The 21,338-nt window shown below is 65.2% G+C and carries 19 protein-coding genes and 1 pseudogene; 4 read left to right on the top strand and 16 right to left on the bottom strand.

Translation table 11 applies throughout. The annotated features are described in order from the left end of the window. Nucleotides 1-55 precede the first annotated feature (55 nt). Nucleotides 56-244 carry a hypothetical protein gene (locus GII31_RS21435; RefSeq protein ID WP_246221996.1) on the top strand — a complete coding sequence of 63 codons (189 nt, stop codon included), beginning with the start codon at nucleotides 56-58 and terminating at the stop codon, nucleotides 242-244. Here the strand turns inward: GII31_RS21435 and GII31_RS21440 are convergent, their stop codons facing one another. The 3 genes from GII31_RS21440 to GII31_RS21450 form a co-directional block, all read right to left on the bottom strand. Further along, the gene (locus tag GII31_RS21440) at nucleotides 245-1,105 is read right to left on the bottom strand and encodes an alpha/beta fold hydrolase (RefSeq protein ID WP_213245330.1); all 861 of its coding nucleotides are present in this window, start codon (nucleotides 1,103-1,105) and stop codon (nucleotides 245-247) included. A 111-nt stretch (nucleotides 1,106-1,216) separates the two neighbouring features. Then, complete coding sequence (locus GII31_RS21445) at nucleotides 1,217-1,477, bottom strand: hypothetical protein (protein WP_213245331.1); 261 nt, start codon at nucleotides 1,475-1,477, stop codon at nucleotides 1,217-1,219. Nucleotides 1,478-1,481: 4 nt separating this feature from the next. Next, nucleotides 1,482-2,021: a flavin reductase family protein gene (locus GII31_RS21450; protein WP_213245332.1), complete on the bottom strand. Its 540-nt coding sequence runs from the start codon at nucleotides 2,019-2,021 to the stop codon at nucleotides 1,482-1,484. 178 nt (nucleotides 2,022-2,199) lie between these two features. Here GII31_RS21450 and GII31_RS21455 point away from each other — a divergent pair, with 178 nt between their 5' ends. Next, nucleotides 2,200-3,387, top strand: coding sequence for an NADH:flavin oxidoreductase (locus GII31_RS21455; RefSeq protein ID WP_287383629.1), 1,188 nt, complete (start codon nucleotides 2,200-2,202; stop codon nucleotides 3,385-3,387). Between the two features lie 69 nt (nucleotides 3,388-3,456). Here the strand turns inward: GII31_RS21455 and GII31_RS21460 are convergent. The 10 genes and pseudogenes from GII31_RS21460 to GII31_RS21505 all read right to left on the bottom strand — a co-directional run bounded on the left by GII31_RS21460 (nucleotide 3,457) and on the right by GII31_RS21505 (nucleotide 16,275). After that, a pseudogene (locus GII31_RS21460) lies at nucleotides 3,457-5,135 on the bottom strand (3-ketosteroid-delta-1-dehydrogenase). Then, the gene (locus tag GII31_RS21465; protein WP_213245335.1) at nucleotides 5,135-7,111 is read right to left on the bottom strand and encodes a flavin-containing monooxygenase; all 1,977 of its coding nucleotides are present in this window, start codon (nucleotides 7,109-7,111) and stop codon (nucleotides 5,135-5,137) included. The pseudogene GII31_RS21460 and the gene GII31_RS21465 overlap by 1 nt, the downstream one beginning before the upstream one ends. Next, nucleotides 7,108-7,995, bottom strand: coding sequence for an SDR family NAD(P)-dependent oxidoreductase (locus GII31_RS21470; protein ID WP_260840179.1), 888 nt, complete (start codon nucleotides 7,993-7,995; stop codon nucleotides 7,108-7,110). Before GII31_RS21470 ends, GII31_RS21465 begins: the two co-directional genes overlap by 4 nt. A 4-nt stretch (nucleotides 7,996-7,999) precedes the next feature. Continuing rightward, on the bottom strand, nucleotides 8,000-8,887 hold the full coding sequence (locus tag GII31_RS21475; protein ID WP_213245337.1) for an SDR family NAD(P)-dependent oxidoreductase: 888 nt from the start codon (nucleotides 8,885-8,887) through the stop codon (nucleotides 8,000-8,002). Between the two features lie 90 nt (nucleotides 8,888-8,977). After that, complete coding sequence (locus GII31_RS21480) at nucleotides 8,978-9,970, bottom strand: alpha/beta hydrolase (RefSeq protein ID WP_213245338.1); 993 nt, start codon at nucleotides 9,968-9,970, stop codon at nucleotides 8,978-8,980. After that, a complete protein-coding gene (locus GII31_RS21485; RefSeq protein WP_213245339.1) occupies nucleotides 9,967-11,571 on the bottom strand; it encodes a flavin-containing monooxygenase in 1,605 nt (534 codons plus the stop codon). The genes GII31_RS21480 and GII31_RS21485 overlap by 4 nt, the downstream gene beginning before the upstream one ends. Nucleotides 11,572-11,626: 55 nt before the next feature. Continuing rightward, on the bottom strand, nucleotides 11,627-12,592 hold the full coding sequence (locus GII31_RS21490) for a VOC family protein (protein ID WP_213245340.1): 966 nt from the start codon (nucleotides 12,590-12,592) through the stop codon (nucleotides 11,627-11,629). Between the two features lie 29 nt (nucleotides 12,593-12,621). Beyond that, nucleotides 12,622-13,806: an acyl-CoA dehydrogenase family protein gene (locus GII31_RS21495; protein WP_213245341.1), complete on the bottom strand. Its 1,185-nt coding sequence runs from the start codon at nucleotides 13,804-13,806 to the stop codon at nucleotides 12,622-12,624. A 57-nt stretch (nucleotides 13,807-13,863) separates the two neighbouring features. Further along, nucleotides 13,864-15,057 (bottom strand): Rieske 2Fe-2S domain-containing protein, encoded by a 1,194-nt coding sequence (locus GII31_RS21500; protein WP_213245342.1) that lies wholly within the window; start codon nucleotides 15,055-15,057, stop codon nucleotides 13,864-13,866. Nucleotides 15,058-15,180: 123 nt separating this feature from the next. Beyond that, on the bottom strand, nucleotides 15,181-16,275 hold the full coding sequence (locus tag GII31_RS21505) for a ferredoxin--NADP reductase (RefSeq protein ID WP_260840180.1): 1,095 nt from the start codon (nucleotides 16,273-16,275) through the stop codon (nucleotides 15,181-15,183). Nucleotides 16,276-16,538: 263 nt separating this feature from the next. Here GII31_RS21505 and GII31_RS21510 point away from each other — a divergent pair, with 263 nt between their 5' ends. Together GII31_RS21510 and GII31_RS21515 are read left to right on the top strand one after the other, a co-directional pair. Then, nucleotides 16,539-17,336 carry an IclR family transcriptional regulator gene (locus GII31_RS21510; RefSeq protein WP_213245344.1) on the top strand — a complete coding sequence of 266 codons (798 nt, stop codon included), beginning with the start codon at nucleotides 16,539-16,541 and terminating at the stop codon, nucleotides 17,334-17,336. 138 nt (nucleotides 17,337-17,474) lie between these two features. After that, entirely contained in the window at nucleotides 17,475-18,269 is a 795-nt protein-coding gene (locus GII31_RS21515) for an SDR family NAD(P)-dependent oxidoreductase (RefSeq protein WP_213245345.1), read from the top strand. A gap of 98 nt (nucleotides 18,270-18,367) precedes the next feature. On the opposite strand, the gene GII31_RS21520 is transcribed toward GII31_RS21515, so the two are convergent. The 3 genes from GII31_RS21520 to GII31_RS21530 form a co-directional block, all read right to left on the bottom strand. Beyond that, the gene (locus tag GII31_RS21520; RefSeq protein ID WP_260840181.1) at nucleotides 18,368-19,927 is read right to left on the bottom strand and encodes an FAD-dependent oxidoreductase; all 1,560 of its coding nucleotides are present in this window, start codon (nucleotides 19,925-19,927) and stop codon (nucleotides 18,368-18,370) included. 120 nt (nucleotides 19,928-20,047) lie between these two features. Beyond that, nucleotides 20,048-20,458 carry a VOC family protein gene (locus GII31_RS21525; protein WP_213245347.1) on the bottom strand — a complete coding sequence of 137 codons (411 nt, stop codon included), beginning with the start codon at nucleotides 20,456-20,458 and terminating at the stop codon, nucleotides 20,048-20,050. Beyond that, nucleotides 20,455-21,213, bottom strand: a complete 759-nt coding sequence (locus tag GII31_RS21530) for an SDR family NAD(P)-dependent oxidoreductase (protein WP_213245348.1) — start codon at nucleotides 21,211-21,213, stop codon at nucleotides 20,455-20,457. The genes GII31_RS21525 and GII31_RS21530 overlap by 4 nt, the downstream gene beginning before the upstream one ends. Between the last annotated feature and the right edge of the window lie 125 nt (nucleotides 21,214-21,338).

Consider the following 21,338-nt stretch of genomic DNA (forward strand, 5'->3'; position numbering starts at 1 on the left):
GGTCAACCTCTCCGTCGGGGTCGGACATGCCGACGCCGAGTTCGCCGCACTGGGAGTGCCTTTCACCAAGCGCCGTAGGATCACCGACTACTGTGGCGCCTACGCCGACGCCGGAGTCACCCGCACCACGATTCGCCGGCCACGCGAGATCGGCTCCGTCGCGGAGTATCTGGACTACTTGGAGTGGTTCTCGGCCGAGGTCATCGGCCAGGTCGACGAGACGACCGTCCGGCGCGGGCGGTGATCAGCGCGTCAGGAATGCCAGGACCGCCGACTCGAAAGCCTCGCGCTGCTCGATCATCACCCAGTGGCCGCAGTCGGGGAAGATGTGGACCTCACCGCGCGGCAGCATGCGCATCGGGATGATGGACATGTCGACCGGACTGACCCGGTCGTCGCGACCCCAGGTGACCAGCGTCGGCACCTGCACCTTGCGCATGTGCGCCCACTGCGGAGGTTCGGTCGAGGCGCGCTGCGCAGCAACCATCCGCTCGAGTGCGGCCCCACCGTACATGCGGCGGGCGCCGGCCAGGGTCGCCGGGTCGGTGGCCTGCGCCCAGCGTTCCTCGATCAACTCGTCGGTGACCAGCGACGGGTCGTAGACCATCGAATGCAGCCACGCGACAAGCCGCTCGCGCGTCGGATTGTCGGTGAACTCGCTGAGCAACTTGATGCCCTCGCCGGGGAACGGGCTGTACAGGTTGCCACCGATGCCGCCGATGGTCACCAGCCGATCCACCCGTTGTGGGTGATTGATCGCCACGTCGATCGCTACGCCCCCACCCATGGAATTCCCGACGATCGACACCCGGTCGAGCCCCAGCCCGTCGAGGAACAGCGGGACGGCCTTGCGGGCCGACAGCATCGGATGCGGGTCGTCGAACTCGTCACTGACACCGAACCCGGGGAACTCCAGGATGAAGGTCCGGAAGTGCCGGGCGAACCTGGACAGGTTTCCGCCGAAATTGCGCCATCCGGTGACGCCGGGGCCCGAACCGTGCAGCAACAGCAACGGAGGTCCGTCGCCGGCCTCCCGGTACCGGAGCACACCGTGCTCGGTCTGCAATTCGCGCAGGGCGGGTGCGGTGGCCACGGATGTGCTCATGTCTCCTCGGTGAAACTGTTCGGGGTTGAAACTGTTCGGGGTTGAAACTGTTCGGGGTTGAAACTGTTCGGGGTTGAAACTGTTCGGGGTTGAAACTGTTCGGTTCAACTCTCAGTGCAGGCGCGGGATCGCCGCGCCGACCGGCAGTTCGATCTGCGACTCACAGAGTTTGTGCGATGCGACCGCATCGTCGATGGTTCGGCGCAACTCCTCGCATCGCCGCGCCAGACTGCCGAAGCCGTGGTGACCGGCCGCGATCAACGGGCACTCTTCGGCATTCGACATCCACTGGATGGATGTGTGTGCGGCGCTATACTTCTCGACCAGAACTCCGCGCCCGCACGCATGGCAGTTCAGCTGCTGCATCGCCATCGGATCACTCCTGGATCGTCGAATGTGCCACGCCGCCGTAGGCGCCTCGGAAGAAGACCAGGGGCGCCAGGTCGGATGCGTGCAGGTGACGTAGCCGGGAAACGACGATCGTATGGTCTCCGGCAGGGTGTTCGACCTCGAGTTCTGCTTCCATCCAGGCGAGACACTCGTCGAGGACGGGTGCGCCGCAGGGCGACGGGTTCCAGCTCAGACCCCGGAACTTCTCATCGCCGCGAGCCGACAGCTGCCGACAGACATGCTCCTGCCCACCGGAGAGGATGTTGACCGTGTACTCGCCCACCGCCCGCAGGCGAGGCCACGAGGTACTCGTCCGCGCCACGCAGAAGGCAACCAGCGGAGGGTCGAGGGAGACCGAGGTGAACGAGTTGGCGGCCAGACCCGTCGGGGCTCCCGAATCGGCATCGAGGCCGGTGATGGCCACCACCCCGGTTGCGAAGTGCCCGAGGACATCGCGCATCTGTGCCGGATCGACGACGGGCATGCTCGCCCCGGACGACGCCGTCGTTGTTGTTGTCGCTGCCATCTCGCCTCCTCGATGGAGATTGTTGTGACGACGACCATAGGTGCTCAGGGTGTGCGGGCGATGTCTCCTTCCCGATGGACGGGAGGGTTGTTCGGACGGCGGCCGGACCACATGACCACTCAGCAGGAGATGCCCCTGGTCAACAGGATTCGCTGCTCATAGCGTCTGCCCCATGACCATCTCCCTCCCGCCGGACGTACTGGCACCAGCCCGACTCGGACCGATCAACATGCGCAACAGAATCATCAAATCCGCGACTTTCGAGCACATGTCGCCCGGTGCGCTCGTGAGTGACGACCTGATCGAATTCCACCGGGCGGTTGCCGCCGGCGGCGTCGGTATGACCACGGTCGCGTATTGCGCGGTCGCACCGGAAGGTCGAACCGAGGCCGACCAATTGTGGATGCGCCCGGAGGCGGTGCCCGGTCTGCGCGCGCTGACAGACGCGGTCCATTCGCATGGCGCGGCGGCCTCCGCCCAGATCGGGCATGCCGGACCGGTCGCCAACTCGAAGTCGACCGGCCATCCCGCGCTCTCCTCCTCGCGTCGTTTCAGCCCGATGGGCGCTCGGATGGTGCAGGCGGCCACCCTCGCCGACATCGAACGCATTCGTCTCGCCCACGGTGACGCCACGAGTCTCGCGATCGAATCGGGATTCGACGCGGTCGAGATTCACTTCGGGCATAACTACTTCGCCAGTTCGTTCCTCAGCCCGAACCTCAACCACCGCGACGACCGCTACGGCGGCAGCCTCGAGAATCGCGCGCGTCTGCTCCGCGAGACCGCGGCCGAGGTTCGTCGTGCAGCCGGCAACAACATCGCCGTCCTCGCCAAACTGAACATGGACGACGGTGTCCCCGGCGGGTTCTGGCTCGACGAGGCGATCACGGTGGCACGCTGGCTCGAAGAGGACGGCAATCTCGACGCGATCGAGTTGACCATCGGCAGTTCACTTCTCAATCCGATGTACCTGTTCAAGGGTGAGGCGCCGCTCGCGGAGTTCGGCGCGATCATGCCTCCGGTCATGCGGGCCGGCATAAAGATGTTCGGCAAGTACTTCATCCGCGAGTACCCGTACCAGGACCTCTTCATGCTCGAGCAGGCGCGACAGATCCGCGACGCCGTAGAGATGCCGCTGATCCTTCTCGGCGGGGTGACCGACAAAGAGGATATGGATCGGGCGATGGCGGAGGGATTCGAGTACGTGGCGATGGCACGCGCTCTGCTTCGGGAACCGGACCTGATCAACCGGATCGCCAAGGACCACCACGCCAGATCGCTGTGCATCCATTGCAATAAGTGCATGCCGACGATCTTCTCCGGGACTCGATGCGTCCTCGCCGGCACCGGCAGCACCAACGACTGACACCACCCTGCCGTCGACTACATCGGCTGGCTCCGACCGGTCAGGTCGGGCCGGCCGATGGGTGTCGGATCAGTTGCGTGTCACTGCATCTCGGGCGGCGATGTATCCGAACACCAGTCCCTGGCCGATGGTCGCCCCCGCCCCGGGATAGGTCGTGCCGAAGGCGTTCGCCGCCGTGTTGCCGATGGCGTACAGCCCGGCAATGGACGAACCGTCCTCGCGCAGCACGCGCGCGTGGTCGTCGGCAACCAGTCCGCCGCACGTGCCGAGGTCGCTGAGGACCATGCGCACCGCGTACAACGCACCGTCGCGCACGGCACGCAGGTTCGGATTCGGGGTGATCGTCGGATCGCCGTAGTAGCGATCGTAGGCACTCGCCCCCGCGAGAAGGCATGATCGATCCCCAGATCGGCCGACGCGTTGAATGACTTGAACGTCTCGGACAACGCCAGCTCGTCGACTCCCATGGACAGAGCGAGGTCGCGCGGGTTGTCGGCGGTGTGCGCGATCCCTTCGTGGAACCACGACTCCGGAAGCGGCTGACGCGGGAACAGACCGCCGGCGAAGACGTAGCTGTTGCGATAGCGCTGGTCGAACACGATCCACATCTCCCCGACCGGGTCGCCGTCACGCTCGCGCCGCAACACCTGCTGGCCGAAACTCATGTAGTCGAGCGCCTCGTTGACGAAGCGACGGCCGGTCGCATCGACGATGAACGAGCCCGGCAACGAACGGTCGGCCAGCAGCACCGAGGGTTCACCGCCCTCGACAGCGGCGACCGCCGGGAACCACCACGCCTGCTCCATCTGACCGACCGCGGCACCCGCCTCGACCGCCAGCGTGATGGCGTCGCCGGTGTTGGTCTCACACCCGAGACTCGCATGTTCGACCAGACTCTCCGACTGGTACGTCCGGCGCATGGCCATGTCGTGGTCGAAACCTCCGGCCGCGAGGACGACGCCTTTGGCCGCGCGAACAGTGGTCGGCACCCCGTCGCGGTCGACGACCACGCCGGTGACCTCACCGTCGTCGACGATCAACCGGGTCAATGCGGTTCGCGTCCAGATCGGGAAACCCGCGCGGACGGCACCGGCGAACAGACCCGCCGCCAACGCCTGCCCGCCGGCGGCGTAATGGCGCTTGAGCGCCAGACCGCCCAGCCCGATCCCCAGCGCCTTGGCGACGCGACGCATCGACCTTGCCGGCGTACTCGTGATCAGGTTCAGCCACTTGTAGTCCGCGCCGGTCACCGGCATCGGGAGAGGCGATTCAAGCAGCCCCGGCCGAAGCCTGGCCCGCTCGGCACCCAGGCTGTTCAGATCGAAAGGCTTGCACTCACAGGTACGACCGACAGCCGAGCCACCGGGTTGCTCCGGGTGATAGTCGGAGTAGCCCTCGGCCCAGAAGAACGTCATCGGTGTGGTGCGCGAGAGCATCTCGATCGTGGCGGAGCCGTGCTCGACAAATGCGGCGCGGCGCGAAGACGGCGCGCTGTCACCGACCACCGAATCGAGGTATTGCAGCGCCTGTTCCGCGGTGTCGTCCGGTTGCTGCCGTGCGAGAACCGGATTGCCGGGCACCCAGAACGCACCACCCGATCTCGCCGTCGAGCCGCCCACGTAGCCGGACTTCTCCACAACGAGGACCGACAACCCGCTCTCGTGCGCCGAGAGCGCTGCGGCCAGGCCTGTCCCGGACCCCACCACAACGAGGTCGACACGAAGCTCCCCGTCGATGTCGGGGGCCATCACTCACTGTCCTGCCGGTTGTCGGCGGCCGGCGTCAGCACCAGGTCCTCGGGGTGGGGTGCGCGCAGCATCGTCCAGTAGTCGACGAGCCGCCACGGACACGGAACAATCGCCCGACCGGCGCTGTTGCGGTAATAGCCGTTCACCTGGGCTCCCGGATGGACCCACACCGTCTTGTCGAGCGCGGCGTCGACCTTCTCGTTGTACTCGTCGAGCACCTCTTGCCTCACATCCATCGCATCGAGATCGTTCTCGAGCAGATACTGCAGGCACTCGACGATGTAGTGGACCTGCTCCTCGCTGAGGATATTATGTCCCGCACCGTGATTCGGGGCCGAGTTCGGACCGGCGGTGACGAACAGGTTGGGGAACCCGGAAACCTGCACGCCGAGGTAGGCCCGCGGGTCGTCGCCACCCTTCCAGACCTCGGCCAGCGTACGGCCTTCGGAGCCGACGATGTCGATCGTCGTGGTGAACTGCAGTTGGAAGCCGGTGGCCAGGATGATCACGTCAGCGGCGATGAACTGTCCGTCGGTGGTGTAGACGCCGTCGGGGGTGACACGTTCGAAGGATGCCCGGTGCAGAGTCACGTGGTCCCGGGTCAGTGCACGAAAGAATCCTGGGTCCTTCACGATTCGTTTGGCGTAGGGCCGGAAGGTCGGCGTCAGCTTCTCGATCAGATCCGGCCGGTTCGGGAAGCTCTTCTGCAGGTAGGCCTGTGCGTTACGCAGCACCATGTCGTTGGCCGGCGATGCGGAGAAGTGCTCGGCCGCCCAGTCGTCCTCGATACGCGGGAGGGAGTACAGGTTGTCCGAAGCGAACCAATACGACCGCAGCCGGAACCACTCCTGATAGAACGGGATGTGCGCCAGCGCCCACTTCTCGCCATCGGGCACGTTGTTGACGACTGCCTTCTCCGGGACAAGCCAGTGCGGGGACCGCACCACCACGTCGAGGGATTCGACCTTGTCGACGATGCCGGCGACCACCTGGACCGAGGTGCACCCGGTCCCGAGGACCACGACGCGCTTTCCGGTGAGGTCGAGGTCGGCGTCCCAGGAGGCGGTGTGCACCATCGTCCCGGCGAACGAGTCCAGTCCCGGAACATCCGGGATGTTCGCCTCGTTCAGCATGCCCAGGGCGGTGATCACGGCACGCGCGTGGTGCTTCTCGGTCTGGCCATCGGCGTTCTGCGTCAAGACATCCCACTGCCGGCTCGCGACGTTCCATGTCGCCGACAGCACCCGGGTGCGGAACCGGATGTTGTCCCGCAGACGGTATTTGTCGACGACGCGCAGAAGGTATTCCTGGTACTCGGTGCCGGTCGGGTAATACTTCGACCAGTCGGGATTCAGCTCGAACGAGTACGAGTAGTAGTGACTGGGTGTATCGACCGCGGCGCCGGGATAGGTGTTACGCCACCAGGTTCCGCCGATCTCGTCGTCCGCCTCGAACACCGTGTAGTCGAATCCGGCGTCGCCGAGCTTGATGGCGGCGTTGATGCCGACGATTCCTGCGCCGATCACGATCACGTCGAAGTCGGCCGGCGGTGACACCGTCACCGGTACCACCCGTCGCGAGGCGACGAACCCCGCCTGTTCGAGCAGCAGCGGCACGAACTCGGGGTCCACCCGCTCGCTGGTGGCCACCGTTGCCATCCGCTCGAACAGCGCATCGTCTGGTACCCCCAGAGCGGCCACCGATTCGGTGGTCAGGATCGCAGCGGCACGCGCCCGGATGTCGGCCACCACGTCGGCCGGAAACGTGCCGGGCGGCGAGGTCGGGGTGATCCCCTTGGCATAGTGATTGCCCGGTTCGGTGATCTCCAGACGTGCGCCGAATTCATCGAGCAGACCCAGATCGCCGGTGACATGCACGAGCGACATCAACAGGGGCGCCGGATCGCAGGTCTCGATCGCATCGCGCAACCGTGTCGCTTCGTCGGATGTGACATCCGTGGTGATGGTGTCGGTCATCGTTGGCCTTCCGTGAGCGCGACGCCCATGCGTTCGAGCATGGCGCGCGGGTGGGCTGGTGGGCTGAGGTCGAGGAGTTGGTGTGCTCGCCGAGTGGTGGTCGAGGTGCACATCTCATCGTCGGAGAGAATCCAGAAGTCGCCGCGAGCGATCTGGGCGATCATGTGCTCGGCAGCGGCGAGGGGATCGAGTCCCTTCTCGACGTTGTCGCGTTGCATGGCGTCGAAGACGGCATTGGCCACCGGGTTGGTGGTGGGCGATTCGCGCCGGGCCGCGAGGAAGATATCGCTGCGGATCGAGTGCGGGATGACCGCGCTCACCTGGATCGGGGCGTCGAGGATCGCGAGATCCTGATACAGGCACTCCGTCATGGCGAGAACGGCGTGTTTGCTGACGATGTAGGGCGATTGAACGGCGACCGTGGTTACCCCACCCACCGACGAGAGGTTCGCGATACAGCTCGGTGTGCCCGAGTCAAGAATGCGCGGCACGAAGGACCGCACACAGTGGAAGACCCCGTCGACGTTGATCCGCATCAGCCGCTCCCACCGCGGGATGTCGATCTCCCAGAGGAATCCGGACGATTCGATGCCTGCGTTGTTGATGAGCAACTCCACGCTCCCGAACCGATCGAAGACCTCGGCGGCCATCTCCTCGACGTCCGCGGCATCTGCGACGTCGACGCGACGGGCAATCGACTGGCCCCCTTGGGATTCTATGCTCCGTGCGACATCGGATGCCCGCGCTGCGTCGAGGTCCGCGACGACGACGGTCATGCCCAGACGAGCCAGGTGGCGTGCGAGTCCTTCGCCGATCCCCGCGGCCGCGCCGGTGACGACGGCGGTACCCGAGGAGAATCGCTGTGCTGCAGTGATATCGGTCATGTCGCTAGACGCCCAGCGGCTTGATGTTCGGATTGGACCACGCCGGCGGCTCGCGCCGGGGAAGTTCACTCGTGCCGTCCAGCGTCATCACGGGAATGCCCGCGGCCCACGGGTAGTGGAGGCTGAACGTGACGAGTCCGGTTCGCTCGGCTGCCGGTGCGGTACACATCTCCAGAACCGTCTGCGCCAGGTACTCGACGGGTTCGGTCTCGTATCCCTCGGGAAGCAGAGCGGCCGCGCCGGGAGTCATGATCGCGGTGGACGGCCCGACGGCGTTGACCGCAATCCCGGCATCGAGAACCTCGGCGGCGAGACCCTGCGTGAATCGGTGTTGCGCGGCTTTCGCGGCGGCATAGATGACGTCACCGGAGGTCTTGTTGTAGTCGCGGTACGGACGGATCGGGCTCAGTCCGGTGGACGATCCGATGTTGACGATCCATCCGGCACCCTGTTTGCGCATGTGTCCGAGCGCGGACTGACTGAGCCGGAAGGGAATACGCAGGTAGTGGTCGAGAGTACGATCAAAGGTCGCCAACGTCATGTCCTCGATCGAACTGTAGTCGGCGAAGCCCGCGTTGTTGACCAGGATGTCGATCCCGCCGACCGCCTGGACCACCGAGTCCACGAGAACGTCTCGCTGCTCGGCATTCTCGAGATCTGCCGGCATGGCGATCGCGGTGCCACCCATCTCCTCGATCAGGGCCACGGTCTCGTCCAGGGACCCTTCGATCGTCTGCACACTGCCGCTGCGCACGGACGGGCTGGGCCGGGCTGCGCGTGCGGTGACGACGACGGTCGCACCCTCCGCGGCCAACCGGGTGGCGATACCCCGGCCGATTCCTCGGCTGCTCCCGGTCACCAGGGCCGTGCGCCCGACCAACCGCTGTGTCATGTTGCATCAACTCCAAATACTGTGCGCTGGTTCACACTTGTCTTGACCATACTGAGGGCTTGACTGCCGCCCGAGTCGGTGGTGGACCACTCAATGGGAGGCGGGATCCGCGGGTGCCGACGGCGCGAGTGCGTCGCGCATCATCGCCCACAGCCGCTCGCGGGCGGGTGGGGTCAGCGAGAGCGACGGGAAGGTGAGGAAACCGTGGAACAGTCCGTCGAACCGGTGTGCGCGGACCGGCACACCGGCGGCGGCCAGGCGACGCGCGTACTCCTCACCCGCGCTGCAGGGTGGATCCAATTCGGCGGTGGCCACCAGCGCGGGCGGTAGTCCCGCAAGCGATGTCGCTCGCATCGGGATCACGTAGGGGTCTTGCGAACCGCCGGGTGCGTACTGCTCCCAGTACCATCGCATCGCCTTCGTGCTGTTGTAGTAGCCGACACCGTAGAGCCGATAGGACTCGGTCTCGAAGTCGTCGTCGATGACCGGATACAGCAGTATCTGCGCCGCGATCGACGGCCCCCCGTGATCCCGCGCGTACAGCGCCGTCGCCGCAGCCAAGTTGCCTCCGGCGCTGTCGCCGGCCAACGCGATACGCGACCGGTCACCGCCGTAGTCCTCGATGTTGCCCGCCGCCCAACGCAGCGCGGAGTACACGTCACGCATCGCGTCCGGGGACCGATGCTCCGGGGCCAGCCGGTAGTCCACGGCCACGACGATCGCGGCGACGCACTCGGCCATCGACCGACAGAACTCGTCGTGGCTGTCCAGATCGCAAAAGACGAATCCTCCGCCGTGAGCGAACACGATCACCGGCAGCAACGCCGGCGCATCCCCCAACTGCGACTCATCGACGTTGTGGGGCACGAAGATTCGCAGTGCGAGATCGCCACCCTCGCCCTCGATCGTCACGTCACGGGCGATCCGCATGTCCGGCTCGTGGGCCAAGGGCGCGCGCCGGGATGTGATGATGTCCCGTAGCTCGGGAGCGGAGAACTCCGTCACGTCCGGGAATCCCGCCTCCAGGGCGGCGAGCATCATCTCCACGTCCGGATGGAGGTCATCGCGGCGAGAAGCGGTCATCGGATGTCGAATCCCTTGTAGCCCGCGGCGGCCACGTCGTCGAGGATCGCACCGTAGTTGGCGAATCCCCCGATGTAGGGCATGAACACCCTGGGCTTACCCGGAATGTTCGCGCCCATGTACCAGGAGTTGGCGGTTGGGAACAGCGTACCCGCGGCCTTCTCGTTGCATTCGGCGACCCAGTCGTCGACCGACTGCTCGGTTGCCTCGATCGCCGAACCGCCGTGCGCGTCCACGTACCCGATGCACGCGGAGATCCAGTCGACGTGCTGCTCGGCACCGAGAACCATGTTCGCGAGGACACTGGGGCTGCCGGCACCGGTGGTCATGAACAGGTTCGGGAAACCGTTGGCGGTCAGTCCGAGGTAGGTCCGCGGACCCGCCGACCACTCATCGAGGAGCGTGCGACCGGCCCGGCCGCGGATGTCGATGCGCGACAGGGTTCCCGTCATCGCATCGAATCCGGTGGCGTAGACGATGACATCGAGATCGAAGTGTTCTCCGCTGGTGTCGATGCCGGTCGGCACGATGGTCTCGATCGGTGTCTTACGGAGGTTGACGAGCGTGACGTTGTCACGATTGAAGGTGGTGAAGTACCCGGAATCGGTGACGATGCGCTTGGTCCCGATGGGATGGTCGGTGGGGATCAGCTCGTCGGCCAGGGCCGGATCGTTCACCATGTCGCGGATCTTGGCCTCCACATACTCGCGTGCGGTGTCGTTGGCCTCCTTGGAGATCGTCTGATCGGGGAAGGCCTTCGCGAACAGATAGCCCCCGCGATTCCACCACTCGTCATAGACCCGGGTCCGCTCCTGCGCACTGACCTCCAAGGCGCCCTTGGGATATGCGGAGTTCGGGGTGCCGCCGCCGCTCGCCCGCGAGAGCCGCCGCCGTTCGTCGTAGTCGGCCTTGACCTCGGCGATGAATTCCTCGGACAACGGCCGGTTGCCGGCTGGGATGGAGTAGTTGGGCGTGCGCTGGAAGACCACCACCCGCTCGGCGGACTCCGCGATCACCGGAATCGATTGAATCCCGGACGATCCCGTACCGATCACCCCGACGCGCTTGCCGCTGAAGTCGACCGGATCGTGTGGCCACTCACCGGTGTGATAGCTCTCGCCGGCGAAGGACTCCGCACCCGCGATGTCGGGGCGGTTGGCGGTGGACAACACGCCGGTGGCGAAGATGACGAACCGAGCGGTCTTCACGACGCCCGTGTCGGTGGTGACGGTCCACGTCGAGTCGGTGTCGTCCCAGACCGCGCTCACCACCTTGGTCTCGAACGAGTAGGCGCTCCGCAGGTCGTGACGGTCGGCGACGTGCTCGAGATACCGCAGGATTTCCTCCTGCGTGGCGAATCGTTCCGTCCAGGTCCATTCCTGCTGCAGTTCGGAGTCGAAGGAGTAGGAGTAGTCGATGCTCTCCACGTCGCATCGCGCGCCGGGATATCGGTTGTGGTACCACGTGCCGCCGACGTCGGCGGCACTCTCGAACCCGGCGATGCTGCGCCCCTGCGCGCGCAGCTTGTAGACGGCATACAAGCCGGATATCCCGGCGCCGACGACGATGACGTCGACATCGGTACGCGGCAGCTTAAACATGAGAGGTGTCCTTAGGTAATCGGGCGGCTTGGGTTTCAGATGCTTGCTGAGTAGATCAGGCGGTGGCGGACGAGCTTGTGACGGCGGCCTCGTTGTCGCCGACGCCCGCTGCCTCGCGTATCGCCGCAACTTCCTTGGCCCACAGCCATTCATGTCCCCAATAGCTGTCCTTGGTGATTTCCTCGGCCGTGTAGTACGACTCGTCGACGAGCTTTCCCTCGGTGCCGAACTCGATGTCCCAGCCGCCCGGGACGCGGACGTAGAAGGAGATCATCTTGTCGTTGGTGTGCCGGCCGAGTGTCGAGGACACCGGGAAGTCGTGCGCGTTCACCTGGTCGTAGGCCCGCCCTACCGCGTCGAGCGAGTCGACCTCGACCATGACATGGATGACGCCCGGGTCACGCCCCTCGGTGGTGGGCATCAACGCAAGGCTGTGGTGTCGCTGGTTGACGCCGAGGAACCGAATGCGCAGAGGCGGGTTGACGCCGACCGGTGACATCCGGAACGCCCCACGGGACAGGAAACCCAGTGTCTCGGTGTAGAACCGGAAGGATTCGTCGAAGTTTGTGGTGGGCATCACCACGTGCCCCATACCCTGGCCTCCGGTGATGAACCGCTGGCCGTACTTGGTGAGCACCGGACTGTGGTCGAGCACCGGACCAAAGAATATCTCGAGCGGGGTGCCACCCGGATCCTTCAGACACAGGCCCCCCTCGACCCGGCGATCGTCGGCGAGTTCCTGTGACATCGGCTCGTATGGGTGCGCCTCGGCGTCGAGCACGGCCGCCACCTGCCGCAGCGCCTGGACATCGCGCACCTCCCAGCCGACCGCGGTGACACGGTCGACGTCGCCGCGTTCGACGGTGAAGCGGCACTGCCGTTCATCCATCCGGAAGTGCAGAGCATCACCCTCGACACCCGATCCCGACGCAAAGCCGAGAACATCGAAACCCAATGTGCGCCAACGGTCTATATCGGTGGCTTGGACGCGGACATAGCCGAGCCCCTTGATTTCGGTCATGGTTTGACTCCTCTCGGTTCGGCGTCGGATCAGATCATCACCTGCAGCGGTCCGGGCGGGACGACGATCCCGAGAGATGCCATCGCGGCCGCGTGGTAGGTCGTGCTCGATACGTGGATCGCGTGGTGCAGACCGGCGTGCGCGTCACGCCAGAAGCGTTGCAGCGGATTGTCCATGCGCAGTGCGTTGCCACCGGACCGGTCGAAGACCTCGTCCGCGGCGCGAACCGCCCGCCACGCCGAGCGCACCTGGTTGCGGCGTGATGTCGCCCGCGTCTCGAAGTCGATCTCCTTGCCGGCGTCGACGAGGTCGTAGATACGGCTCACGTTGGACAGCAATTGTGCCCGTGCGGCATCGATCTCGGCGGCCGCTTCGCCGAGCGCGTGCAATACGTAAGGATCGTCCTTGATCGCGGTACCGTTGGCACCCACCCGGCTGCGCTGATACTTGATGCCCTCGGCCAGCACGCCCTCGCAGATACCGATGGTGGCCGAGGTGATGCCCAGCGGGAACATCGTCGACCACGGCATCTTGTACAGGGTTTCGGTGACACCGTACTCGCGAGCAGCGGTGCCGTCGATGACCTCGGCCGAACGCATCACGCGATAATCCGGAATGAAGGCGTCCTTGACGATGATGTCCTTGCTGCCGGTGCCGCGCAGCCCGACGACGTCCCAGGAGTCCTGAACGATCTCATAGTCCTTGCGCGGCAGGATGACATGCAGTCCCTGAGGCGGCATCAGCGGCTTGCCGTCGGCGCCACCGATCATGGCGCCCAGAAAGATCCAGTCGCAGTGGTCGGTGCCCGAGGAGAACTGCCAGCGGCCGTTCATCACGAAGCCGCCCTCGGTGGGTACCGCGATGCCGCCGGGCATGTACGGCGAGGCCTGCCAGGTATCGGAGTTGTCCCCGAGAATCTCCTCCTGCACCTTGGGATCGGCGAATGCCAACTGCCACGGGTGAACTCCGACGATGCCGCCGATCCATCCGGCCGAGCCGTACAGACTCGCGGTGCGCATGACGGTCTCCGCGAACTCACGCGGGTGCGCCTCGAAGCCGTCGTACTTCTTGCGCTGCAGCAGCCGGATGATGCCGGTGTGCTTGAGGCTCTTGGCCATGCCGTCGGGCAGGCGGCCGAGCTTGTCACCCTCGTCGGCGCCCGCTCGCAGTTCGTCGGCGATCGCCTCGATGTTGTCTAGAACCTGGTAGGACATGTTCTTCTCCTGATGTATCGGCAGGGCTTGGGTGGGCTGGATGGCAGTGGGAGCCTGTCAGCCCGCAGATACGGCGTCTTGTGCGTGGGTGAGGTTGGGCGCGAACGCAGTACGTCCGGCGGCGAGGTTCTCGTCGACCTCGGCCTGCCAGTTCTTCAGTGCGCGTTCGGTGTCGATCTCGAACTCGAACCGGTTCACCATCTCCGGTTCGATGTCGTCGACATCGACGTAGAACTGTTCGTACCAGCGGCGGAGCTGATAGACGGGTCCGTCTTCCTCGGACAGCAGCGGGTTGTCAATGCGCGACTTGTTCTTCCAGATCGCGACATCCTGCTCGAAGCCGATGGATATCCCCTTCGCGACGGCCTGGGCGATCTGTTCGGCCGCGGCGTCGTCCATGCCGGCGGGCTTCTCCACCATCACCCCGTACTGCAGCCGGAACGACGTAGGCGTCACCGGATAGTGGCAGTTGATCAGGTAGATATTGGGTTCACCCTCCCCGGTCCGACCCGCACTCCACAATTTGTCGATCATGTAGGACGGGCCGAAATAGGTTGCATGAGACTGATTCTCGGAGCTGTAGTTGGTGCTCTGACTCACCCCGGCAGCATCCGCGCGCGGACGTGAACGCATCATCTGCGTCGCTGTGTGGCCCTCGAAGATGTTCACGAAGTAGGTCGGCATGCCGTAGTGCACGTAAAAGAAGTGCGCCATATCGACCACGTTGTCGACGATCTCGCGGCAATGCGAGCCCTCGACGTCGACGTAGTTCCACACCCAGTCGGTCCAGCCGGCATCGCCGTAGATCGGGATCTCCGGGATCGTCAACTCCTCCAGGGGTTTACCGCCCTCCGGGTCGTTCCAGACGAACAACTGTCCACTGACCTCCATCGAGGGCCACGCACGCGTCCGGGCCAGTGGCGGAACACGGCGTGCGTAGGGGATCCCCGAGCACTTTCCGTCGCCTCGCCAGCGCCAGTCGTGGAACGGGCATGCGATCGAATTGCCTTTGACGCTGCCGTGCGCGAGATTACCGCCCATATGCGGGCAGTAGCCGTTGAGGATGTTCACCTTGCCGTCCTCGCCCGCGAAGACCACGAGGTCGGTGCCGAAGGCCTGAACCTGATGTGGCTGACCATCATTGAAATCGCGGACCAGTCCGAGGCAGTGCCACCCGCGGGCGAATCGCTCCGGGGGGACACCGGTGTCGATGATCCGCACCTTGGCTTCGGTGTCAGACGTGGAACTCATTGTGCCTCCCTGATCGGATTGTCACGGCAGACCTACCTCACTCGTGGGCCGTGTGATCAGCTTGGCAATTCGACCGACTCCTGTGATGCAGGTCTCCCACACAATGGGAGGCCAATTGGAGGATCAGTACTCGATGTCGATCTCGCCGGAGACCGGCTCGGCCTGACAGGCCAGGATGTAGCCTTCGGCGATGTCGTCATCGGTGAGAACCTCGTTGCGCGCCATGCGCACCTCGCCCGACTTCAGCGTGCAGACGCACGCACTGCACGCGCCTTCGCGGCACGAGAACGGCGCGTCGAGGCCATCCTCGAGGAGGGCGTCGAGGAGCTTGCGGTCGCGCTTCCAGGCCACCGTCCGGCTCTCCCCGTCCAACTCGACCGTCACTTCCACCGAATCGGTGTCCGCGTCATCGCCCGCGGTCGCGGGCGTGTCAGGCAATGCGAACGGGTCACCGCTCAGCGAGAGAAAGCGTTCGGAGTGGATGCGTTCGGTCGGGACGCCGAGACTGCGGCACACGCCGGTCACCAGGTCCATCAGCGGTTCCGGACCGCAGACGAAGACCGCCCGGTCGGCGATCGGCCCGGCCAGCGCGGTGAGATGTCCCGGTGTCAGATACCCCTGCACGGATTCGAGGACATGGACCACGGTGAGCCGATCGGGGAACTCCTCGGTCATGCGGCGAAGCCGCTCACCGAAGATGATCGAGCGCTCGTCGCGGTTCGCGTAGATCAGTAGCACGTTGCCTGTGCCGCCGTACAGGATGGACTTGGCAATCGACATCACCGGCGTGATACCGCTGCCACCGGCCACCAGAACCACCGACTCGTCCAGTGATGCGGGGGTGAACACCCCGGTCGGTGGCAGCACCTGGAGACGATCACCTGGCGCCACCTCGTCGCAGATCCAATTCGAACCCGTCCCGCCCTGCACCCGCTTCACCGTGAACGTGAGATCGTCGACGCCCTCGGTGTGCGGTGAACTCGACAGCGAATAGCAGCGGGCGGTCCCCCGCCCGCGGTCGGGAACACGGATCGTGATGAACTGCCCTGCGCGGTAAGTGAACCGGCCGGCATCCTCGGGCTCGGGACGGACCACGAACGAACGCGCATCAGAGGCCTCATCCACGATGGCCGCGACGGTAACGGTCCGGACTCCGGGCGCGAGGGGCTCGGAGGGCGCGTCGGCCCCGACACTCGCTGTAAGCGTTTGACTGGTCATCACATCTCCTCGTGACGCATCCGAACGAAGACACTTCTCGATTGAGGGTCCACTCAGAGGCCCGATCGTGGGCAGTCCGAAGGTAGGTGGCCTCGAGCAGCGGTGGAGACGGGTGTCTCGCTGAACGGGAGGCCAGAATATTCAAGACCGCGGCGGGGGTGTGTTCTCATGGCTGTGGATTCAGGACCGGGTTTGGTACCGTCGCCGCGCGCGGGTAACGTGACACACATCATAGCGTTGTTGAAGGTTGCTCGGGAGGTTCGGTGAGAAGGTCGCGCACCGACGGGGTTCCGGTATCAGTCGTCGACCGGGTATCGCTCGTGCTCGACACCTTCAACGGGGCCGGGCCGCTCACGCTGGCGCAGGTGACGGCCCGTACCGGGCTTCCGCGATCGTCTGTTCACCGCCTCCTCGACCAACTCGCGAACGCGGGCTGGCTCGCCCGCGCCGATCAGACCTACGAATACGGTGTCAAGGCTTACGAGGCCGGGCAGGCAGCCCTCAATCAGAATCGGCTTCTGCACGGAGCCATTCCGACGATGCGTGCCTTTGCCCAACGAACCGGTTTTACGGTCCAGGTGGGCGTCGTAGATCACGGCGACACCGTCTACCTGGCGAAGGTTAACGGTCGGATATCCGGCCCCACACCCACGCGCGTCGGCCTGAGAGTGCCGGCCCACCTCACCGCGACAGGCAAGGCCATCCTCGCCAACTCGGCACCCTCGATCGAGGAGATCGATCTGTCCGAACTGAGGCGAACCGACACCGGGGCCCTCGTTGCGCGGACATCGCTCAGCATCACCTCAGTCGATCGACTTCGCGCCGACCTGCAACTGACACTCGATCGGGGTGCCGCCTTCGATCGCGGAGAACTCTTCCCAGGCATCGCCTGCGTCGCGACCTCGATCGGTCCGCCCGACCACCATTACGGAAACACCGCGGCGGTCGCCGTGTGCGCACCCGTCAGCTCGATGGATCTGCGGCAGATGGTGGGTCCGGTTCGGGTCGCAGCGCGCGAGATCTGGGATCGCTGCGTCTCGGCGGACCTCGCCAAGCACTGAGGATTCGTCATCGGCACCGTCCGCACAATGGGAATCGAGCCGGATTCACACCCCTCCTGTCGGTGATGATCGACGGGCATCGACGACCAGCCGGATGTGGGCGGGTCGTCACGCCGACCGAACTGAAGGGAAGTCAACGTGGACAACAGATTCGAAAACCGTAGGGTGATCATCACCGGAGCGGGGTCGGGAATCGGTCAGGCCACCTCGCTGCGTCTGGTCGCCGAGGGCGCGGCTGTGGTCGCATGCGACGTGCACCAAGAGGGTCTCGACCGCACCGCCGAACGCGCGCGGACCACCGGACCCGGCAGCCTGTCGACGCATGTCGTGGACGTCTCCGACGAATCGTCGGTAACCGAATGCGTCGGTGCGGCGACCGAAGAACTGGGTGGCATAGACATTCTGGTGAATGCCGCGGGCATCCTCCGAAGTGCGCACACCCATGAACTCTCGCTCAAGGAATGGAACCGCATCATCGGTGTCAACCTCACCGGCACGTTCCTGATGATCCGCGATGCGATTCCGGCGTTGAAGGTGTCCGGCCGCGGTGTCATCGTCAACTTCAGTTCCACGTCGGCGACGTTCGCGCACCCGTACATGGCCGCGTATGCGGCGAGCAAGGGTGGGATATGGTCGCTGACCCACACCGTCGCCGCGGAGTACGCCAAGGACGGTATCCGTGCCGTATCGGTTGCGCCCGGGAGCATCTCGTCCGGGATGACCGCGGCGCCCGGACTTCCCTCCGACGCCGACCTCAGCCACTACGCGCGGGTACAGCCGGTGATCGAGGCGTTGCCCTCCGACGCCGACCTCTCGATCCCCGGGATGGCCGGGCCCGAGGCGGTGGCCGGAGTCATCGCCATGCTCGCCTCCGATGACGGCGCATTCATCACCGGAACCGAGATCCGGATCGACGGCGGCGCGCACATGTGAGATCTGCCGTCCCTCCACCGATCGCCTCGGTCGATGGAGGGACAGGCCGCGGTGGGCTTACCCCTACCACCGCGGCCCGCCGGTCTGGTGTTTCTCGCTCAGGCGAGAACCTTTGCCGCCGAGGGCATGCGCGCGATCATGTCGGTCACGGCCCGATAGGCCATCACCATCCCGGAACCGAGCGGGGTACCCGGTCCCGGATAGGCACTGCCCGAGATCGACGCCGACGAGTTGCCCGCGGCGTACAACCCGTCAATCGAGCGGCCGCCGACACCCTGGACCGCACCGTTACGGTCGATCACCGCGCCGCCCTTCGTCCCGAGGTCGCCAAGGACCAGGCGAACCGCATGGAGTCGCTTGCCGCCGATGGGGAGCAGACAGTCGGCCGCCACCGTGCCGCCCACGAAGAACCGCCCGTATGGATCCTCGCCGCGCGCGAAGTCGTCGTCGTGACCCTGTCGCGCGAATCCGTTGAAACGGTCGATGGTCGCAGTGAGTCGTTCGCCGTCGACGCCGATGCTCTCGGCCAGTTCGGCGGCGCTGTCCGCGGTATGCCATAGACCGGCCGCCGTCATCTCACCGATAATCGGTGCGGGAGAGGCGATCGCCGGCATCTGATCGCCGGCGGTGTCGTCGAAGACGAACCAGAACTCGGTACCCGGTTCTGAAAGCATCCTTTCACGCATCGCGCGACCCATCTGATCATAGGGAAGCAGTTCGTTGGCGAAGCGCTGCCCGCTTCCGTCCACGACGATGCCCGCTCGCAGTCCGAGGGTGAAGACGGCCCGACCGTTGGGGAACAGGGTCGCGGGAGCCCACCAGCACTGATCGAGCAGGTCGAGTTTCGCTCCCGCTTCCTGCAACATCCTGACCGCGTCGCCGGTTCCGGTGTCCGGGCTCGACGACGTCCAGTCTGCCGTGGGCATCTGTGTCCACTCGCGACGCAAGGCCGCATCGGCCTCGTAGCCTCCCGCGGCGACGAGCACCCCGCCCCTGGCCTCGAGGTTCTGGGGGCCGTCGTCACCGTCCACGATCACTCCGACGACCCGGCCGGCCTCCTGTACGAGGCTCAATGCCCGGGTACGCAGCCGGAGATCCGCATTCTCGGACTGGTCGAGGGCCAGCACGAGGCGGGCGATCCATGCCTGCCCACCGATCAATACCGACCGGTCGACAGGAACGTCGAACTGGTCGGCCGACACCATCGGCCGGATGTCCGACAATCGACTGCCGACTTCCTCGGCCGTGATCTCACGCGCGAAGATGCTGCGGCCGTTGGCACTTCGCCCGGGTGCTGCGAAGTAGTCCGGGAACGGCTGGTGCATGAGCGGGATTCCGGCGCTGTTCTCCAGGAAGCCGGCGACCTCGGGGCCGGTCTCCAGGAAGGCTCGCTGCACATCTTCGGGAGTGCGATCGCCGACCACGGTGTGGAAGTACTCCAGTCCCTTGGCCACCGAGTCGTCGACGCCGTCGCGCGCGAGGACGTGATTACCCGGGAGCCAGACGCTCCCACCGGAGTACGCCGATGTACCGCCGAAGTACTCGGTCTTCTCGATCACACACGTGGACAGCCCCCGCGTGGCCGCGGCGACCGCACCTGCCAACGCCGCCCCGCCGGAACCGATCACCACCACGTCATAGCTCTTGTCCCACGCCATCGTGCACCCAACCTTCTATCGCATTCACAGTGATGTCGGCGCTGACGCTAATCGCACCAGCACAGCGAGGACGACCCGTTCCCGCTCAGCGGTCGACTGGGCCCGACGTCCCGGTCGGCCTCAGCTGACCGGACGCTGGACGAACTCGATCAGATAGCCGTCGGGATCGCGCACGACCCCGATCACCAGCCCACCGTGGGCTTCATACGTGGTCGCCGGTTTCTCGATCACTCCCCCGTGCGAGCGTGCTGACTCCATCACCGCGCGCGCATCGGGGGTGTTCACGACGAACTTCACCAAACCGCCGCGGTGGTCGACGGTGGTGTTGGCATGTGGCTTGAGAAGTTCCACACCCGCCTGTCCGAGACGCAGGATCACCGCATCGAACTCCGCGGTGAACAGGTCCCTCTCGCGGCCGAATCCGCATGCGGTGTAGAAGCGGCAGGAGCGATCCAGGTCGGCGACCGTGATCGCACTCAGCGAGAGCCAGGCGTGCCCGACACTCTGTCCGGATCCTTCGTCGCTGGTCATCGGGTCTGCGAACCGCCGTTGAAATCAATTGTCTGACCGGTCATCCCGCCGGCCTCATCGGAGGCCAGATAGGCGCAGAAGGCACCTGCCTCGATCGGGTCCCCGAGTCGTCCGATCGGAATGCTCGCGAGCGCCTTCTCGAGCATCTCGGCGGAATAGATGTGTTCGAGGTTCTTCTGCTGTCCGAGGGCCACCACGTTGGCGGTAATGCCGAACTGTCCCGTTTCGGCGGCGAGATGCCGGATGAAGCCCTCGATACCGCTCTTGCCCGTCGCGTACATCGACACCCCGATGTTCTGGCCCGTACGCGCCGAGCCCGAAGAGATCTGCACGATCCGACCCCAACCGCGGTCCCGCATGCCGAAAATCACCGCGTAGACACAGTTCATCGCGCCGTAGATATTGAGGTCGATCGGGCCTCGCCATTGGTCCGGGGTGAGCTCCAGAAATCGCTTGTTGACCCGACTATCGGCGATCCCCGCATTGTTCACGAGAATGTCGACCGGCCCGCCGAGCTCGGTCTCAGCCGACCGAACTGCCGAGATCGTCGCGTCGAGGTCGGTGACGTCGAAGACGGCCGGTGCCGCGCGATTGCCCTCCGCGACGATGCCGGCAGCAACCTTTTCGGCGCGGTCGGCGTGTAGATCGTTGACGATGACGGCGGCGCCCTGCCGGGCCAGCACGGTGGCGATCCCGGCCCCCACACTCTGACCCGCCCCGGATACCAAGGCGATTCTTCCTTGCAGACTGAACATTTCGAACTCCTCTCGCGGCCACGAGATCCGCGGGCCGACGCTGTGTTCTGCCAGTCCACTTCATCCCGGCAGAATCTGTCAATGATTTTGGATACACATTTTGTATCCAATCGGCTACTGTGTCG

The organism is Gordonia pseudamarae (genome assembly GCF_025273675.1).
In the GTDB taxonomy this organism is placed as follows: Bacteria; Actinomycetota; Actinomycetes; order Mycobacteriales; family Mycobacteriaceae; genus Gordonia; species Gordonia pseudamarae.

Excerpts from the sequence above, each read along its gene's own strand:
- GII31_RS21440 (WP_213245330.1), bottom strand. The coding sequence starts at position 1,105 with ATGAGCACATCCGTGGCCACCGCACCCGCCCTGCGCGAATTGCAGACC.
- GII31_RS21445 (WP_213245331.1), bottom strand. The coding sequence starts at position 1,477 with ATGGCGATGCAGCAGCTGAACTGCCATGCGTGCGGGCGCGGAGTTCTG.
- GII31_RS21450 (WP_213245332.1), bottom strand. The coding sequence starts at position 2,021 with ATGGCAGCGACAACAACAACGACGGCGTCGTCCGGGGCGAGCATGCCC.
- GII31_RS21465 (WP_213245335.1), bottom strand. The coding sequence starts at position 7,111 with ATGACCGACACCATCACCACGGATGTCACATCCGACGAAGCGACACGG.
- GII31_RS21470 (WP_260840179.1), bottom strand. The coding sequence starts at position 7,995 with ATGACCGATATCACTGCAGCACAGCGATTCTCCTCGGGTACCGCCGTC.
- GII31_RS21475 (WP_213245337.1), bottom strand. The coding sequence starts at position 8,887 with ATGACACAGCGGTTGGTCGGGCGCACGGCCCTGGTGACCGGGAGCAGC.
- GII31_RS21480 (WP_213245338.1), bottom strand. The coding sequence starts at position 9,970 with ATGACCGCTTCTCGCCGCGATGACCTCCATCCGGACGTGGAGATGATG.
- GII31_RS21485 (WP_213245339.1), bottom strand. The coding sequence starts at position 11,571 with ATGTTTAAGCTGCCGCGTACCGATGTCGACGTCATCGTCGTCGGCGCC.
- GII31_RS21490 (WP_213245340.1), bottom strand. The coding sequence starts at position 12,592 with ATGACCGAAATCAAGGGGCTCGGCTATGTCCGCGTCCAAGCCACCGAT.
- GII31_RS21495 (WP_213245341.1), bottom strand. The coding sequence starts at position 13,806 with ATGTCCTACCAGGTTCTAGACAACATCGAGGCGATCGCCGACGAACTG.
- GII31_RS21500 (WP_213245342.1), bottom strand. The coding sequence starts at position 15,057 with ATGAGTTCCACGTCTGACACCGAAGCCAAGGTGCGGATCATCGACACC.
- GII31_RS21505 (WP_260840180.1), bottom strand. The coding sequence starts at position 16,275 with ATGACCAGTCAAACGCTTACAGCGAGTGTCGGGGCCGACGCGCCCTCC.
- GII31_RS21520 (WP_260840181.1), bottom strand. The coding sequence starts at position 19,927 with ATGGCGTGGGACAAGAGCTATGACGTGGTGGTGATCGGTTCCGGCGGG.
- GII31_RS21525 (WP_213245347.1), bottom strand. The coding sequence starts at position 20,458 with ATGACCAGCGACGAAGGATCCGGACAGAGTGTCGGGCACGCCTGGCTC.
- GII31_RS21530 (WP_213245348.1), bottom strand. The coding sequence starts at position 21,213 with ATGTTCAGTCTGCAAGGAAGAATCGCCTTGGTATCCGGGGCGGGTCAG.